Raw genomic sequence first — 13927 nt, forward strand, 5'->3', positions numbered from 1 at the left:
GGGCAACCGGTTCAGCGCAGTCGGCGCAGCAGTTCGACGCCGTTGCGCAGGGTCCGCCGCTCCTCGGGGGTGAGCCGCGCCTCGATGGCCGCCGCGATCCGTGCCTCCCGTCGGGCCCGCTGCTCGAACAGCGCGGCCCGGCCGGATTCGGTGGCGGCGATCAGCAGCTTGCGGCCGTCGGTGGCGTGCGGCTGCTGGACGACCAGCCCGGATCCGGTCATCAGGGTGACCGTGCGGGCCATCGACTGGTGGCGGACGTGTTGGCGGGCGGCCAGCTCGGCGACGGTGTACGCGCGCTCGTCGCGGACCAGCAGGCCGAGGACGGCGGCCTGGTTCTGCGGCAGCGCGTCGTCCGAGCGCAGGGCGCGGACCAGCTCGCCGACGGCGGTGCGCAGGTCGGCGGCGAGCTCCAGGGCCTCGGGGCCCGGGGTGCTGTTCGGCTCTTCGGTCATGGCCGAATCCTACTCGGAAACTGTGCAGCATGGCTGTACAGCCTTGCTGTATTGTCTGGCTCATGCGACTGACCAAGTTCGGACATGCCTGTGTTCGCCTGGAACAGGGCGACACCACCCTCGTCATCGACCCCGGGATGTTCACCGAGCCCGCCGCGCTCGCCGGCGCGGACGCCGTGCTGATCACCCACGAGCACGCCGACCACTTCGAGGCGGCCGCCCTGCGTGCCGCCCTGGCGGCGGACCCGGAGCTGCGGGTGTTCACCAACCGCGCGGTGGCCGAGCAGCTGGACGGCGTGGCGCAGCGGGTCACCGTGGTCGGAGAGGGCGACGCCTTCGAGATCGGCGGGATCGGCGTCTCGGTGCACGGCGAGTGGCACGCGGTGATCCACCCCGAGATCCCGCTGGTGCGCAACATCGGCTTCCTCGTCGACGGCCGGGTCTTCCACCCCGGGGACGCGCTGACCGTGCCGCCACACGCGGTGGAGACGCTGCTGCTGCCGATCGCCGGGCCCTGGACCAAGGTGTCCGAGCTGGTCGACTACGTCCGGGAGGCGGGCCCGAGCCGGGCGCTGCCGATCCACGACGCGGTGCTCAGCCCGGCGGGCCTCGCGGTGCACACCCGGCTGGTCGGTCCCGGCGGGCCCGGCACCGGGGCGGAGGTGTCGGCGCTGGCCGCCGGCGAGAGCCTCGACCTGGGCTGACCGGGGGCCGTGGACGCCGGTAGCCTGACGCCATGCTGAAGATCGGACTGACGGGCGGCATCGGTGCCGGCAAGAGCGAGGTGTCGCGGCTGCTGGCCGCCCACGGCGCGGTGATCGTGGACTCGGACGTGATCGCCCGCGAGGTGGTCGCCCCCGGGACGGCGGGCCTGGCGGCGGTGGCCGCCGAGTTCGGGCCCGGCGTGCTCCAGGCCGACGGTTCGCTGGACCGCCCGGCGCTCGGGGCCGTGGTCTTCGCCGACCCTGAGCGGCTGAAGGCCCTGAACGCGATCGTGCACCCGCTGGTCCGGGCCCGGTCCGCCGAGCTGGAGGCGGCCGCGGCCCCGGACGCGCTGGTCGTCCACGACGTCCCGCTGCTCGCCGAGAACGGGCTCGGCCCGCTCTACGACCTGGTCGTGGTGGTCGACGCGGAGGACCCGGTGCGGATCGACCGGCTGGTCCGGCTGCGCGGCATGGCCGAGGAGGAGGCCCGGGCCCGGATGGCCGCCCAGGCCACCCGGGCCGACCGGCTCGCCATCGCGGACCTGGTGATCGACAACAGCGGCCCGCTGGAGGACCTGGCCCCCCGGGTCGCGGAGCTCTGGGCGGAGCTGAAGGGGCGTCAGGCCTGACCTGGTCAGGGCGTGGCCGGTGGGGGATCATGGTCCGATGACCGATCACCTTGCCTCCATGCCCCCGGTGGTGACACCGCTCGCGCAGTACACCAGGGCCGACCAGGACGAGATCCTCGGTTCCGGCGCCGACCCGTTCGGCGTCGCGGACACCGGGCTGACCTGGCTGCCCAAGGAGATCCACTTCGGCATCCGGCAGCAGGACGGCCGGCTGGTCGCCCACACCGGGCTTCGGCGGCTGCCGCTGACGGTGGGCGGCCTCGACACCGAGGTGGTGGGTGTCGGCGGCGTGGCCGTCGCCCCCGACCTGCGGGGGCGCGGCCTGGCACGCGCGGTCGTCGGGGCGGCCCTGGGCCATGCCCGCACGCTCGGTCCGCGGCACGCGCTGCTGTTCTGCCGCCCGCCGCTGGTCGCGCTCTACCGGCGGCTCGGCTGGCGGGAGCTGGACGGGGAGGTGGCGGTGGAACAGCCCGAGGGGCGGGTGGTGGTGATGCCGCTGCGGACGATGTGGACGCCCCTGCGCGACGGCGCCGACTGGCCCGCGGGCGCCGTCCGGCTCCGCTCGCTGCCCATGTGAGCCCGGGTTCGGACCGAACCTGCCGGGCCGGGCCGCGTCAGGCCCGGACGGCCGCCGCGCGCTCCGCGGCGGCGGCGTGCTCCACCGCGGCGGCCGCGAGCGCACGGACGGCGGGGTGGGCCCGGGTGCCGTCGCCCGCCAGCTCGGGCTGGAACAGCGAGGCCAGGAAGAACGGATGGCCGGGCAGCTCCAGGACGCGCATCTCACCGGAGTCGTCCGTGCCGCTGAACCGCAGCCCGCGCTCGCGCAGCCGCTCCAGGTAGTCGGCGTTCAGCCCGTACGCGCAGTGGTACCGCTCCAGCGTCCGGGTGGTGCCGAAGACGCGCTCGGCGAGCGAGCCGGGGGCGATCTCCACCGCGCCCTCGTGCCCGACCAGGGAACAGGTGAGCGGCACGATCAGCAGCTCGTCCCGCTCGGGGTGGGACTCGCCGTGCGCGGCGCCGCCGATGCCGCAGACGTTGCGGGCGTACTCCAGCACGGCGTGCTGGAAGCCGGCGCAGGTGCCGAGGAACGGGATGCCGCGCTCGCGGGCCGTGCGGACGGCCGCCAGGGCGCCGGCCTCGCTGCGGTAGGGGCTGCCGGGCAGCAGCCAGATCGCGTCGAAGCCGTCGAGCGCGGTGGTCGTCCCGGCGTCCTCGGTCGGGATCCAGTAGGCGTCCAGGACGAGCTGGTCGCGCTCGGCGAGGGCGTCGAGCAGACCGGGGATCCGGGCGTGCGAGCGGACGGCGGGGGAGCGGTCGCCGACCAGGGCGATGCGGGGAGTCAGGTACGTCATGCGGCCATCCTCGCCCTCCGCCACGGATCAGCGCCAACGATGATTTCTTACCCGTCGATCAGAGGATCTGATGACGAGACTCTGATACTCCTGTCCCCATGGACCCGCACCTGCTGCGCACCTTCGTCACCGTCACCCGCCTCGGCTCCTTCTCCGAGGCGGCCCGGGAGCTCGGCTACACCCAGTCGGCCGTCTCCCAGCAGATCGCCGCGCTGGAGGGAGATCTCGGCGCGGCCCTGCTGCACCGCCGCCCGGTCGGCCCGACCGAGGCCGGCGCGCGGCTGCTGGAGCACGCCGGTCCGCTGCTGGTCCGGCTGGACGCGGCGCGCGCCGACATCACCCGCCTGGTCGGCGCCCCGAGCGCCCGCCTGGTGCTCGGCGCCACCCCGCTGGCGGTGACCGCCGGACTGGCGCAGGCCCTCGCCGAGGTCCGCCGGGTGCACCCGCGGGTCGACCTCGTCGTCCAGGTGCTCGCCCACGAGGCGCTGCCCGCACTGGTCGCCACCGGACAGGTCGACCTCGCCCTGATCGACGGCCTCGCCGCCCCCAGCGACCCGCTTCCGCTCCCCGACGTCGGCCCGCTCGGCACGGTGGCCGTCGCCGAGCAGCCGCTCGCCGTCGCGCTCCCGGCCGGCCACCCGCTGGCAGGCCGCCCCGGCCTCGCCCTCGCCGACCTCTCCGCCGCCCGCTGGCTCGACGCCCCCGACCTCGCCCCGCGCCCGGACCGCCTGCGTGCGGCCACCGGGGTGGACGGCTTCCGCTGCGCGACCCGCTACCTCGGCACCGATGTCCGCGGCCTGCTGGCCCTGGTCGCGGCCGGCCACGGCCTCGCGGCCCTCCCGTCCGCCGCCCTGTCCGGCGCACCCGGCCTCGCCGCCGTCCCCGTCCACGCCCCGCGCCTGGTGCACCGGACGGAACTGGTCCGCGGCAGCCTCCCGGAGGGTCCGGCGGCGCTGCTCGCCCGGCTGCTGGACGCCGGCTGAGCCCACCGGCCGGGGGCTCAGCCGGCGGTGGCCTGGCCGGTGTTGACCAGGGCGCGCAGGGAGGTGCGCTGGGCGTAGGCCATCAGGGTGATGGTCAGTCCGGCCATGGCCACGGCGAAGAGGGCGTGGCCGAGGGTGGAGGTGACGGCCAGGCCGAGCGCGCCGAGGGCCAGGTGGCTGCCGATCCGCAGGCCGAGCAGGGTGAGCGCGATCGTGCGGGTGCTCCGGCCGCGCCAGAGCAGCTTGGCCAGCTGCAGGCGGCGGCGCAGCAGGGTGAGCGAGACGGTGATGTTGGCGGCGACCAGGACGAGCAGGACGGGCCAGGCCGAGGGGAGGGCGTGCAGCAGGTCGAAGGCGCCGGCGATGACGCCCTCGAAGCCGAAGTACCAGGTGGGGAGCCGGAGTTCCGCGACGGTGGGGAGCGGCTTGGCGGCGGGCTCGGTGGCGGCGGATGTGGTGGCGGCGGTGCTCATGGTGTTCCCCCGGTGGTGGTCGCTGCCCGGCCTGCGCCGGTGATCACACTCTGCCGGTCCACCGGTCGCCGGCGGAAGGACCTGACTGCACGTCTCCCGTATGACGGATGTCATGCGGCCGGGGCGGCCCGGCCGACCACGGCGACCGGGCCCGGTGTGGAGCAGGAAGTCGGCCGGTCCGACTTCCTGCTCCATACCGGGGCTTCCGCGACCGCGACCGCGCTCGCTCCCGCTCTCAGCCCTGCCCTCACTCCCGCCTGAACACCAGTTGGAGCACGGTGCGGGCCAGCTCCTCGACGTCGCCGTCCGCGCTCTCCGGGAGGGCGCCGCTCAGCCACAGGCCGGCGAACCCGTGGGCCAGGGACCAGGTGGCGATCGTCGTCGTCCGGTCGTCCTCCCCGTCCGGCGACAGCCTGCGGGCGCTCGCCGCCAGCACCGCGCCCGCGCGCTCCCGGGCCGTGGCCATCGCGGGGTCGTCGGTCCGGTACAGCTCGGGCCGGAACATCACCTCGAAGTACGGGCGGTGGTCGACGGCGAACCGCACATAGGCGACGCCCGCGCCGAACGGATCGCCGGACGCGCGCTCCAGGCTGTCCGCGAACAGCTCGAAGCCCTCGGCGGCCACTGCCGTCAGCACCCCCGTCTTGTCGCCGAAGTGGTGCGCCGGCGCCGCGTGCGACACCCCTGCGCGCCGGGCGAGTTCGCGCAGGCTCCACCCGGACGGGCCGGACTCCGCGATGGCCGCCAGGGCGGCGTCGAGGACGGCGCGTCGCAGGTTGCCGTGGTGGTAGCTCGGCTGGTCGGTCTGTCCCACCGCTGCTCTCCAATCGTTCGGGGGCCGTCCCATTCTATCTAGGCATTGACAAGATAGCTGCGGCTGCCGCAATCTTGCCAGTGACAAGATTGAGTGATTGGAGGACGGGATGATCCCGCTCATTGCCCTCGTCGGCGGCTTTGCCGTGCTGCGCCTGCTCGGCCTGCTCGTGATCGACGGCCTCGACGCCTGGCAGCCCGCCCTGCGCGGCGCCCTCGCGCTGCTGTTCGTCACCACCGGGGTGCCGCACTTCGTCCCGTCCTGGCGGCGGGACTTCGTCGGGATGATCCCGCCGGCGCTCCCGCGGCCCGCGCTGCTGGTCACCCTCACCGGTGTCCTGGAGCTGGCCGGTGCGGCCGGCCTGCTCGTCCCCCCGCTCGCGCCCCTCGCCGCCGCCTGCCTGGCGCTGCTGATGATCGCGATGTTCCCGGCCAACGTGTACGCGGCCCGCAACGGGCTCACCCTCGGCGGAAAGCCGGTGACGCCGCTGCCGGCCCGTACCGTCCTCCAGGCGGCCTTCCTTGCGGCCGCAGTCGCCGCGGCCCTCTGAGCCGTCGGGTACGCGCAGCCGCGGGGAGTGGGCGGCCGGGGGAGTGGGAAGTCGGCCGGTCCGACGTCCCGCTCCCCCTTCTGCGGGGTGGGGTTGTGAGGTTCCGGGGCTCCCCGACCGGGTCCCCCCGTGCCGTCCGCAGAGGGCGCGTACGGGGCGGTCGCCGGTGGCTACAGTGGCCGGATGAGCCACGAACAGGTGTTCCTGCGGCCGGTCTCCGAGGCCGATCTCGCGCTCCTCGAAGCGCTGTTGGCCGATCCGGAGGCCGTCGGGCCGTTGCAGTGGTACGGCTGGACGGACCAGGGGCGCCTGCGGCGCAGATGGGCGGAGAACGGGCTGTTAGGGGAGGATCAGTCCCAGCTCGCGGTGGTCTCGGGCGGGGAGTTCCGCGGGTTCGTCGCGTGGCGGCGCAGAGCCGTGGTGCCGGCCGCGCCGTACTGGAACGTCGGGATCCAGCTGGCGCCGGACGCCCGCGGTCGCGGCATCGGTACCGAGGCCCAACGCCTGCTGGTGGACTACCTGTTCGCGCACTCCCCGGTGGTCCGGCTGGAGGCCGACACCGAGTCCGCCAACCTCGCGGAGCAGCGCGCCCTGGAGAAGTGCGGCTTCACCCGGGAGGGCGTGCAGCGAAGCCTGGTGTTCCGGGACGGCCAGTGGCGCGACATCGTCCGCTACAGCCTGCTGCGCGGGGACGCCCGCCCGGGCTGAGCCCCGCACGGGAGGTCGGGGCGCCCGAACCGTGCCTCGTCAGCGGCGCCAAGGTGTCGCCGGGCCAAGGGAGTTCGGGCAGCTGCTTCCGGGCGGCCGTCAGGCGAAGGTGACGTAGAGGGGCTCCTGCTGCTGCTCGTCGGTGAGGACGACCCGCTTGGGCATCAGCGACTTGTCCTCGATCCAGGAGCGCCCGAAGTGCAGCCCGGTGCCCGCGAGTCGGAGGAGGTAGAGGCCGGAGCCGTCGACGGTGTCCACGGCGAGCGGCTGCTCGTCCTCGGTGAGCCTGAACAGGGCCCAGCGGGCGTGCGCGGCGCCGCCCTCCGCCGGGGTCAGGACGACCTGGCCGCCCGCCTCGGCCGCCTCGGCCGCGAGGATCCGCCCGGAGTCCTTCTCCCTGATCAGGACCGTCCCGTCGCCGGCCGGCCCGATCAGGAACAGGGCCGGCGGCTCGTCGGCGAGGAAGGCGAAGACCCCGCCCCCGCGCACCCCCAGGAGCGAGCCGCGCGCACGGATCCGCAGGGCTCTGGTGTCCGCCATCTCATGCCTCCAGGAACGTGGTGTCGATGCACCCATCCTCGCGGCGGGTGCGGCGCACGCGAAGGCATCCGGCGGTCGCTCACCCGGACGGGTGGCGGGCGGGCCGGCGCGGGGCCTCGGGGGCGGGCTCCGGGCCGGTCGACGGGTCGCGGGTGAGCAGGTAGCGGGCGCCCGGTCCGGCGACGGCGGCGCGGTCGTCCGCGTTGTAGAGGGCGCAGCGGTTGAGCGAGAGGCAGCCGCAGCCGATGCAGCCGCTGAGCTTGGCCTTCAACCGCTCCAGCTCCGCGATCTGTTCGTCGATCCGGCTCCGCCAGGACTCGGCGACGCCGGCCCACTCCTCGCCGCTGGGCGCGGGGTTCTCCGGGAGGCGGTCCAGGGCGACCTTGGCCTCGTCCAGGGAGAGCCCGACCCGCTGGGCGGCGCGGACGAAGGCGACCCGGCGCAGCGTGGCGCGCACGTAGCGGCGCTGGCCGCCCGTGGTGCGGGTGGCGTGGACGAGGCCGAGCTTCTCGTAGTAGCGCAGGGCGGAGGTGGCGAGGCCGCTGCGCTCGGAGAGTTGGCCGATGGTGAGCAGGTCGTGCCGGCTCGGCCTGGCCGCAGTGGCGGCTCCGGGCGAGGCGTCGGGGGCGGTCATGGAGATCACTGTAGCCGCTTGACTTCAAGTCGACTTCAAGTTGCAGGATTCAGGGCATGACCACAGCAACGGTTGAAACCGCCTTCGACGACCTCCCCGGCCTGATGGGCCTGATGACCGGCGCCGAGAAGCACGGCCCGGCCGCCACCTCCACGCTGGACGTGCTCTGGGTGCTCTACGACCGGGTCCTGCGGGTCTCCCCGGCCACCGCCGAGGACCAGGACCGGGACCGCTTCCTGCTCTCCAAGGGCCATGGCCCGATGGCCTACTACGCGGTGCTCGCCGCCAAGGGGTTCATCTCCCCGGAGGTGCTGCCGAGCTTCGGCGGGTACGACTCGCCGCTCGGCCACCACCCGGACCGCACCCTCATCCCCGGGGTGGAGATCGCCGCGGGCTCGCTCGGGCACGGCCTGCCGCTGGGTGTCGGCACGGCGCTCGGGCTGCGCGCCCAGGGGCTCGCCGACCCGGCGGTCTGGGTGCTGGTCGGGGACGCGGAGTTCGACGAGGGCTCCAACCACGAGGCGGTGGCCTTCGCCGGTGCCTACGGGCTGGACCGGCTGCACGTGGTCGTCATCGACAACTCCTCGGCCACGCACGGCTGGAACGGCGGGATCGCGGCCCGGTTCGCCGCCGAGGGCTGGTCGACCGCCACGGTCGACGGCCGCGACCACGAGGCGCTGCACGCGGCGTTCACCGCCGAACACCCCGGCCGTCCGCACGTCGTGGTCGCCCGGGTGGAGCCCAAGAACTCCTGAGCCCCGCCGAACGGCTCGAACCGCCCGCACTGCCGCACCGCCTGAACTGCCCGTACTGCCCGCACCGCCTGAACAGCCAGCACCGTCCGCGTCCGGCACCCGGGCCGGGACCGCCAAGACCCGCTCACCAGTAGGGGATCCACCGATGGACACCATGCGCGACCGCTTCCTCGACGTCACCGCCCGCCTGCTCGACGACGACCCCCGGCTGGCCGTGGTGCTCGCCGACATCAGCGCCTCCGGCTTCACCGAGGCGGCCGAGCGGCACCCGGACCGGGTGGTCAACGTCGGCATCCGCGAACAGCTGCTGATCGGCGCGGCCGGCGGTCTGGCCCTGACCGGGATGCGCCCGATCGCGCACACCTTCGCCAGCTTCCTGGTGGAACGCCCCTTCGAGCAGGTCAAGTTGGACCTGACCCACCAGGGCGTCGGGGCCGTCCTGGTGAGCGCGGCCGGCTCCTACGACTGGCCGGCCGGCGGCCGCACCCACATGGCCCCGGGGGACGTCGCCCTGCTGGACACCCTCCCGGGCTGGACGGTCCATGTGCCCGGCCACCCGGACGAGGCCGAGCAGCTGCTGCGCCACGCCGCCGCGGACGGCGACCGCACCGTGTACCTGCGGCTCTCCGCGCACCAGAACGCCGCCGCCGTGCCGGTCGAGCCCGGCCGCTTCACCACCGTGCGCGAGGGCTCGAAGGGTGTGGTGCTCGCGGTCGGCCCGATGCTGGACGCCGTGCTGGCGGCCACCGTGGGCCTGGACGTGACCGTGCTGTACGCGGCCACCGTGCGGCCGTTCGACGCGGCCGGGCTGCGGGCGGCCGCCGGCGGCCGGGCGGACGTGGTGCTGGTCGAGCCGTACCTCGCGGGGACCTCCAACAACGAGGCGCACGCGGCACTGAACGACCGCCCGCACCGGGTCCTCGGCCTCGGGGTGCCGCGCGACGAGCACCGCCACTACGGCTCGATCCCCGAGCACCTGGCCGCCTACGGCCTGGACGCGGCCTCGCTGCGGGAGCGGATCGGCACCTTCCTCTGGTGACCGGCCCCCGCCGGGGCGCCACAGCGCCCCAAGGGCCCGGCCCTGACGGGTGGTTCAGACCCGGAGGACGGCGACCGAGTCGGCCCCCAGCCGTACCGACGCACCGTCGGGCGCGCAGTCGCCGAAGGCCGCCACCAGCTCCCGCCCGGCCGCGCCGAGCGGCACCCGCGCGGCGACGGCCCCCAGGTTGACCGCGATCCGGTACGCCCCCCGGTGCACCACCAGCCAGCGCGCCGACTCGTCGTACTCCACCCGGACGGCCGCCAGATCCGGGTCGCCCAGCTCGGGCCGCTCCCGCCGCAGCCTGATCAACCTCCGGTACCAGGACAGCAGCTCGGCGTGCGGGGTCTGCTTGGGCTCGGTCCAGTCCAGGACGGACCGCAGCACGGTGGCCGGCTCCTGCGGGTCCGGCACCTCCTCGGCCTGCCAGCCGTGTTCGGCGAACTCCCGCCGGCGGCCCTGCCGGACGGCCTCGGCGAGGCCCGGGTCGGTGTGGTCGGTGAAGTACTGCCACGGGGTGGCCGCGCCCCACTCCTCGCCCATGAACAGCATCGGGGTGAACGGCGAGGTGAGTACCAGCGCGGCCCCGGCGGCGACCCGGCCGGGCGGCAGCCCGGTGGAGATCCGGTCGCCGAGCGCGCGGTTGCCGATCTGGTCGTGGGTCTGCAGGTAGCCGAGCAGCCGGTGCCCGTGGGCGGGAGGGAACGGCCGGCCGTGGCCGCGGCCGCGGAACGAGGACCAGCCGCCCTCGTGGAAGAAGCCCCGGGTGAGGGTCCGGGCGACGGCGGCCAGCGGCTCGCGCGCGAAGTCGCCGTAGTAGCCCTGGGATTCACCGGTCAGGGCGCAGTGCAGGGCGTGGTGCAGGTCGTCGCTCCACTGGGCGGTGAGGCCCTGGCCGCCGGCCTCGCGCGGGGCGGTGGTGCGCGGGGAGTTGAGGTCGGACTCGGCGATCAGGAACAGCGGGCGGTTGCTGGTGGCGGCCAGGGTGTCGACGGCGCCGGAGAGTTGCTCCAGGAAGTGGACGGCCCGGTCGTCGGCGAGGGCGTGCACGGCGTCCAGCCGCAGGCCGTCGATCCGGTAGTCGCGCAGCCAGGCCAGCGCGCTGCCGATCAGGTACTCCCGGACCTCGTCCGAGCCGGGGGCGTCCAGGTTGACCGCCGAGCCCCACGGGGTGTGGTGGCGGTCGGTGAAGTACGGTCCGTAGGCGGGCAGGTGGTTGCCGGACGGGCCGAGGTGGTTGTGCACCACGTCCAGGACGACGCCGAGCCCCTTGCGGTGCGCGGCGTCCACGAAGCGCTTGAGCCCCTCCGGTCCGCCGTACGGCTCGTGCACCGCCCAGAGCGAGACGCCGTCGTAGCCCCAGCCGTGCCTGCCGGGGAACGGGCAGACGGGCATCAGCTCGACGAAGTCGACGCCCAACTCCACCAGGTGGTCGAGCCGTTCGGCGGCGGCGTCGAAGGTCCCGGCGGCGGTGAAGGTGCCGACGTGCAGCTCGTACAGCACCGCGCCGGGCAGCGGACGGCCGCGCCAGCCGGTCTGCGACCAGCGGAACGCGGCGTGGTCGACGGGCCGGCTGGGCCCGTCCGGGCCGTGCGGCTGCCGGGGTGAGCGCGGGTCCGGCAGCGGCGGTCCGTCGTCGAGCCGGAAGGCGTAGTCCCCGGTCGGCGCCTCGCCCTGCCACCAGCCGTCCCGCCCGGCGTCCGGGGCCAGGGGGTGCCGCTCGCCCGCGACCTCCACCTCGACCCGCTCGGCGGCCGAGGGGGCCCACACCTGGTACGTCCTCATGCCCCGCTCCTCCTGGTCAGCAGCGCCACCGGGTACGTCGCCAGCAGCTGCGCCACCGGTACCGCGCCCGGTGCGAAGGAGCGCTGGGTGAGCCGGTCCGTCCACCGGCCGCCGCCCGGCAGCTCCAGCACGGTGTCCCGCCAGCCGCCGTCCCGGGCCAGGGCGCAGGGCAGGCGGGTGGCCGCCGTGATCACGCCGTCGCCCCGCCCGAAGGCGAGCAGGTGATCGGCGGCGGCGCCGGCGGCGGCCAGCGGCCGGTACGCCCCCAGCGGGCCGGCCCGCCGCAGGTGCAGGGCGGTCGTGGTGAGGTGCAGCTTCTCCCGGGCCGGGTCGTCGGCGCGCGGTGTGGCGGAGTCCGTCAGCCGTACGGCCAGCGCGCCCAGGTCCACCGGCTCCCGGTTGTCCGGGTCGACCAGGGTGTACAGCGGCTCCTCGCCGCCCTGGTACAGGTCGGGCACGCCCGGCACGGTGAGGTGCAGCAGCGCGGCGGACAGCGTGTTGGCGCGGGCGTACGGCGCGATCGCCCGGACGAACCCCTCGATCCGGGCGAGCAGCCCAGGGTCGGAGTGGACGGCGCGGACGCGGTCGGTGAGGGCCTGCTCGTAGCGGGCGTCGGGGGCCGTCCAGGAGGTGTGCAGCTTGGCCTCCCGGACGGCCTTGAGCACGGCGGTGACCAGCCGGTCCGGCCCGATCGGCCAGGCCGCGACGAGGGTCTGCCAGAGCAGCCAGTCGCTGTCCCGGTCCGCCCAGGGGCCGGCCGCGGTGGACCAGGCGGCGGCCTCGGCGGCCCAGGTCCCGGGCTGCTCGGCGAGGACGGCGAGCCGGGCGCGGGCGTCGGCGCTGCGCTTGGTGTCGTGGGTGGAGAGCGCCGTCATGGTGAGCGGCCAGTCGCGTTCGACGGACCGGCACCAGTCGTGGAACTCCGCGGGCGCCAGGCCGGGCCGGGCCGGCTCGCCGCCGACCTCGTTGAGGCTGAGCAGCGCGTTCCAGCGGTAGAAGGCGGTGTCCTCGACGCCCTTGGCGGCGACGGCGGCGGCGGTCTGCGCGAAGCGCACGCAGAACTCGTCCTTCTCGGGGCCGCGGCCCAGCAGGCCGAGGGCGAGATCCGCGACCAGCATGTCGGTGGCGTCGTCCGAGCCGTCCAGCGCGGCCCGCATCTGCTCGGCGGAGACCGAGTCGGGCGGGGCCGGTTCGCCGGGCCGCACGTACGGGCGGTAGGCGGGGTAGCCGCTGAGCACCCGCTGGAGCGCGTCGTGCAGCCGGCCGGGCGCGTGGTCGGCGAGGGCGGGTTCGGCGGCGCCGATCCGGGCCGCGAGGCGGACCAGCCGGTCGACCTCGGCGGCCAGCTCGCCCCGGGGGCCGGTCATGTCGGCCCGACCGCGCCGGGCGGCGGCGACGGCGGGGTGCGCCTCGGCGGGGCCCGGACCGGCGGTGTCCGGGTCGGGGCCCGGTTCGGCGGCGGAGGTGCCCCGGACGAAGTGCTCGTAGTGCTCGGCCAGCCGCCCGGCGCCGGCCCGGTCGGTGAGCACCCCGTCGATCCGGCGCAGTGCGTCGTACCCGGTGGTGCCCGCGCACGGCCAGTCCGCGGGCAGCCGCTCGGGCCCGGTGAGGATCTTCTCGACCACGGTGTAGGCGCCGCCGGTGGCCCCGGAGAGCCGGCGCAGGTAGCCGGCCGGGTCGGCGAGGCCGTCGGGGTGGTCGATCCGGAAGCCGTCCAGGACGCCCTCGGCGTGCAGGCGCAGCAGCACCGCGTGGGTGGCCCGGAACACCTCCGGGTCCTCGACCCGCAGCGCGATCAGCTCGTTGACGGTGAAGAACCGGCGGTAGTTGAGCTCGGTGCGGGCCAGCCTCCACCAGCCGAGCCGGTACCACTGGCGGCCGAGCAGCTCGGGCAGCGGCAGGCCGGCGGTCCCGGGCCGCAGCGGAAAGGCGTGGTCGTGGTAGCGCAGGACGCCGCCGTCGACGGCCAGCTCGCCGAGGACCGCGCCGAGCCGGTCGCCGAGCAGCGGCAGCAGCACCCGGCCGCGCCCGGGGGCGTCGGTCGGGCCCGGCTGGGCGGTCCAGTCGATGTCGAACCAGCGCGCGTACGGCGAGTCGGGGCCGTCGCGCAGCACCTGCCACAGGGGCTGGTTGAGCTGTTCGGGTACGGGGACGGCCATGTGGTTGGGCACCACGTCGGCGATCAGCCCGAGCCGGTGCCGGTGGGCCTCGGCGGCCAGCGCGCGCAGTGCGGCCTCGCCGCCGAGCCGGGTGCTGATCCGGGTGTGGTCGACGGTGTCGTAGCCGTGGGTGGAGCCGGGCGCGGCCTCCAGCAGCGGGGAGAGGTGGAGGTGCGAGACACCGAGGGCGGCGAGGTAGGGCACGGCGGCGGTGGCGTCGTGGAGCGTGAAGCCGGGCTGGAGCTGGAGGCGGTAGCTGGCGGTGGGCGCTTCGGGGGGCGGGGGCGCCGGGCGGGACGGTACGGCGGCCGGGCGTGGCTGAGCGGGCTCGGCGGCGGAGGTCATGTGTC

Annotated in this window: 16 protein-coding genes; 8 read left to right on the forward strand and 8 right to left on the reverse strand. The window is 75.4% G+C overall.

Annotation, left to right across the window (positions count from 1 at the left end):
* Nucleotides 1-11: 11 nt before the first annotated feature.
* Nucleotides 12-452, reverse strand: coding sequence for a MarR family winged helix-turn-helix transcriptional regulator (locus ACGFZP_RS02830; RefSeq protein WP_392927856.1), 441 nt, complete (start codon nucleotides 450-452; stop codon nucleotides 12-14).
* Nucleotides 453-514: 62 nt separating this feature from the next.
* Here ACGFZP_RS02830 and ACGFZP_RS02835 point away from each other — a divergent pair, with 62 nt between their 5' ends.
* From ACGFZP_RS02835 to ACGFZP_RS02845, 3 genes are read left to right on the forward strand one after another with little or no spacing between them, the layout of a single operon-like run.
* On the forward strand, nucleotides 515-1156 hold the full coding sequence (locus ACGFZP_RS02835; RefSeq protein ID WP_392927857.1) for an MBL fold metallo-hydrolase: 642 nt from the start codon (nucleotides 515-517) through the stop codon (nucleotides 1154-1156).
* Nucleotides 1157-1188: 32 nt separating this feature from the next.
* Nucleotides 1189-1785 (forward strand): dephospho-CoA kinase, encoded by a 597-nt coding sequence (gene coaE, locus ACGFZP_RS02840; protein ID WP_392927859.1) that lies wholly within the window; start codon nucleotides 1189-1191, stop codon nucleotides 1783-1785.
* 37 nt (nucleotides 1786-1822) lie between these two features.
* Nucleotides 1823-2362, forward strand: coding sequence for a GNAT family N-acetyltransferase (locus ACGFZP_RS02845; protein ID WP_392927860.1), 540 nt, complete (start codon nucleotides 1823-1825; stop codon nucleotides 2360-2362).
* A gap of 37 nt (nucleotides 2363-2399) precedes the next feature.
* On the opposite strand, the gene ACGFZP_RS02850 is transcribed toward ACGFZP_RS02845, so the two are convergent.
* The gene (locus ACGFZP_RS02850; protein ID WP_392927862.1) at nucleotides 2400-3137 is read right to left on the reverse strand and encodes a hypothetical protein; all 738 of its coding nucleotides are present in this window, start codon (nucleotides 3135-3137) and stop codon (nucleotides 2400-2402) included.
* A gap of 98 nt (nucleotides 3138-3235) precedes the next feature.
* Here ACGFZP_RS02850 and ACGFZP_RS02855 point away from each other — a divergent pair, with 98 nt between their 5' ends.
* Nucleotides 3236-4120 carry a LysR family transcriptional regulator gene (locus ACGFZP_RS02855; RefSeq protein ID WP_392927865.1) on the forward strand — a complete coding sequence of 295 codons (885 nt, stop codon included), beginning with the start codon at nucleotides 3236-3238 and terminating at the stop codon, nucleotides 4118-4120.
* A gap of 17 nt (nucleotides 4121-4137) precedes the next feature.
* Here the strand turns inward: ACGFZP_RS02855 and ACGFZP_RS02860 are convergent, their stop codons facing one another.
* Both ACGFZP_RS02860 and ACGFZP_RS02865 read right to left on the reverse strand, forming a co-directional pair.
* Nucleotides 4138-4593 carry a hypothetical protein gene (locus tag ACGFZP_RS02860; RefSeq protein ID WP_392927868.1) on the reverse strand — a complete coding sequence of 152 codons (456 nt, stop codon included), beginning with the start codon at nucleotides 4591-4593 and terminating at the stop codon, nucleotides 4138-4140.
* Between the two features lie 247 nt (nucleotides 4594-4840).
* Nucleotides 4841-5440: a TetR/AcrR family transcriptional regulator gene (locus tag ACGFZP_RS02865; RefSeq protein WP_392927870.1), complete on the reverse strand. Its 600-nt coding sequence runs from the start codon at nucleotides 5438-5440 to the stop codon at nucleotides 4841-4843.
* Between the two features lie 76 nt (nucleotides 5441-5516).
* On the opposite strand from ACGFZP_RS02865, the gene ACGFZP_RS02870 reads away from it, so the two are divergent.
* Together ACGFZP_RS02870 and ACGFZP_RS02875 are read left to right on the forward strand one after the other, a co-directional pair.
* A complete protein-coding gene (locus tag ACGFZP_RS02870) occupies nucleotides 5517-5957 on the forward strand; it encodes a DoxX family protein (protein ID WP_392927872.1) in 441 nt (146 codons plus the stop codon).
* A gap of 183 nt (nucleotides 5958-6140) precedes the next feature.
* Nucleotides 6141-6665, forward strand: a complete 525-nt coding sequence (locus tag ACGFZP_RS02875) for a GNAT family N-acetyltransferase (protein ID WP_392927873.1) — start codon at nucleotides 6141-6143, stop codon at nucleotides 6663-6665.
* A gap of 99 nt (nucleotides 6666-6764) precedes the next feature.
* On the opposite strand, the gene ACGFZP_RS02880 is transcribed toward ACGFZP_RS02875, so the two are convergent.
* The gene (locus ACGFZP_RS02880; protein ID WP_392927875.1) at nucleotides 6765-7205 is read right to left on the reverse strand and encodes a hypothetical protein; all 441 of its coding nucleotides are present in this window, start codon (nucleotides 7203-7205) and stop codon (nucleotides 6765-6767) included.
* A gap of 79 nt (nucleotides 7206-7284) precedes the next feature.
* Nucleotides 7285-7839, reverse strand: a complete 555-nt coding sequence (gene soxR / locus ACGFZP_RS02885) for a redox-sensitive transcriptional activator SoxR (RefSeq protein ID WP_392927877.1) — start codon at nucleotides 7837-7839, stop codon at nucleotides 7285-7287.
* Nucleotides 7840-7895: 56 nt separating this feature from the next.
* On the opposite strand from soxR, the gene ACGFZP_RS02890 reads away from it, so the two are divergent.
* Together ACGFZP_RS02890 and ACGFZP_RS02895 are read left to right on the forward strand one after the other, a co-directional pair.
* Nucleotides 7896-8594 carry a transketolase gene (locus tag ACGFZP_RS02890; RefSeq protein WP_392927879.1) on the forward strand — a complete coding sequence of 233 codons (699 nt, stop codon included), beginning with the start codon at nucleotides 7896-7898 and terminating at the stop codon, nucleotides 8592-8594.
* Between the two features lie 145 nt (nucleotides 8595-8739).
* On the forward strand, nucleotides 8740-9633 hold the full coding sequence (locus tag ACGFZP_RS02895; protein WP_392927881.1) for a transketolase family protein: 894 nt from the start codon (nucleotides 8740-8742) through the stop codon (nucleotides 9631-9633).
* Nucleotides 9634-9687: 54 nt separating this feature from the next.
* Here ACGFZP_RS02895 and treZ read toward each other — a convergent pair whose 3' ends face one another.
* A complete protein-coding gene (gene treZ, locus ACGFZP_RS02900) occupies nucleotides 9688-11418 on the reverse strand; it encodes a malto-oligosyltrehalose trehalohydrolase (RefSeq protein ID WP_392927883.1) in 1731 nt (576 codons plus the stop codon).
* Complete coding sequence (gene treY / locus ACGFZP_RS02905; protein ID WP_392927884.1) at nucleotides 11415-13922, reverse strand: malto-oligosyltrehalose synthase; 2508 nt, start codon at nucleotides 13920-13922, stop codon at nucleotides 11415-11417. The genes treZ and treY overlap by 4 nt, the downstream gene beginning before the upstream one ends.
* Nucleotides 13923-13927: the final 5 nt, after the last annotated feature.

Origin of the sequence: Kitasatospora sp. NPDC048239 (assembly GCF_043202015.1) — a bacterium.
Lineage (GTDB): Bacteria > Actinomycetota > Actinomycetes > Streptomycetales > Streptomycetaceae > Kitasatospora.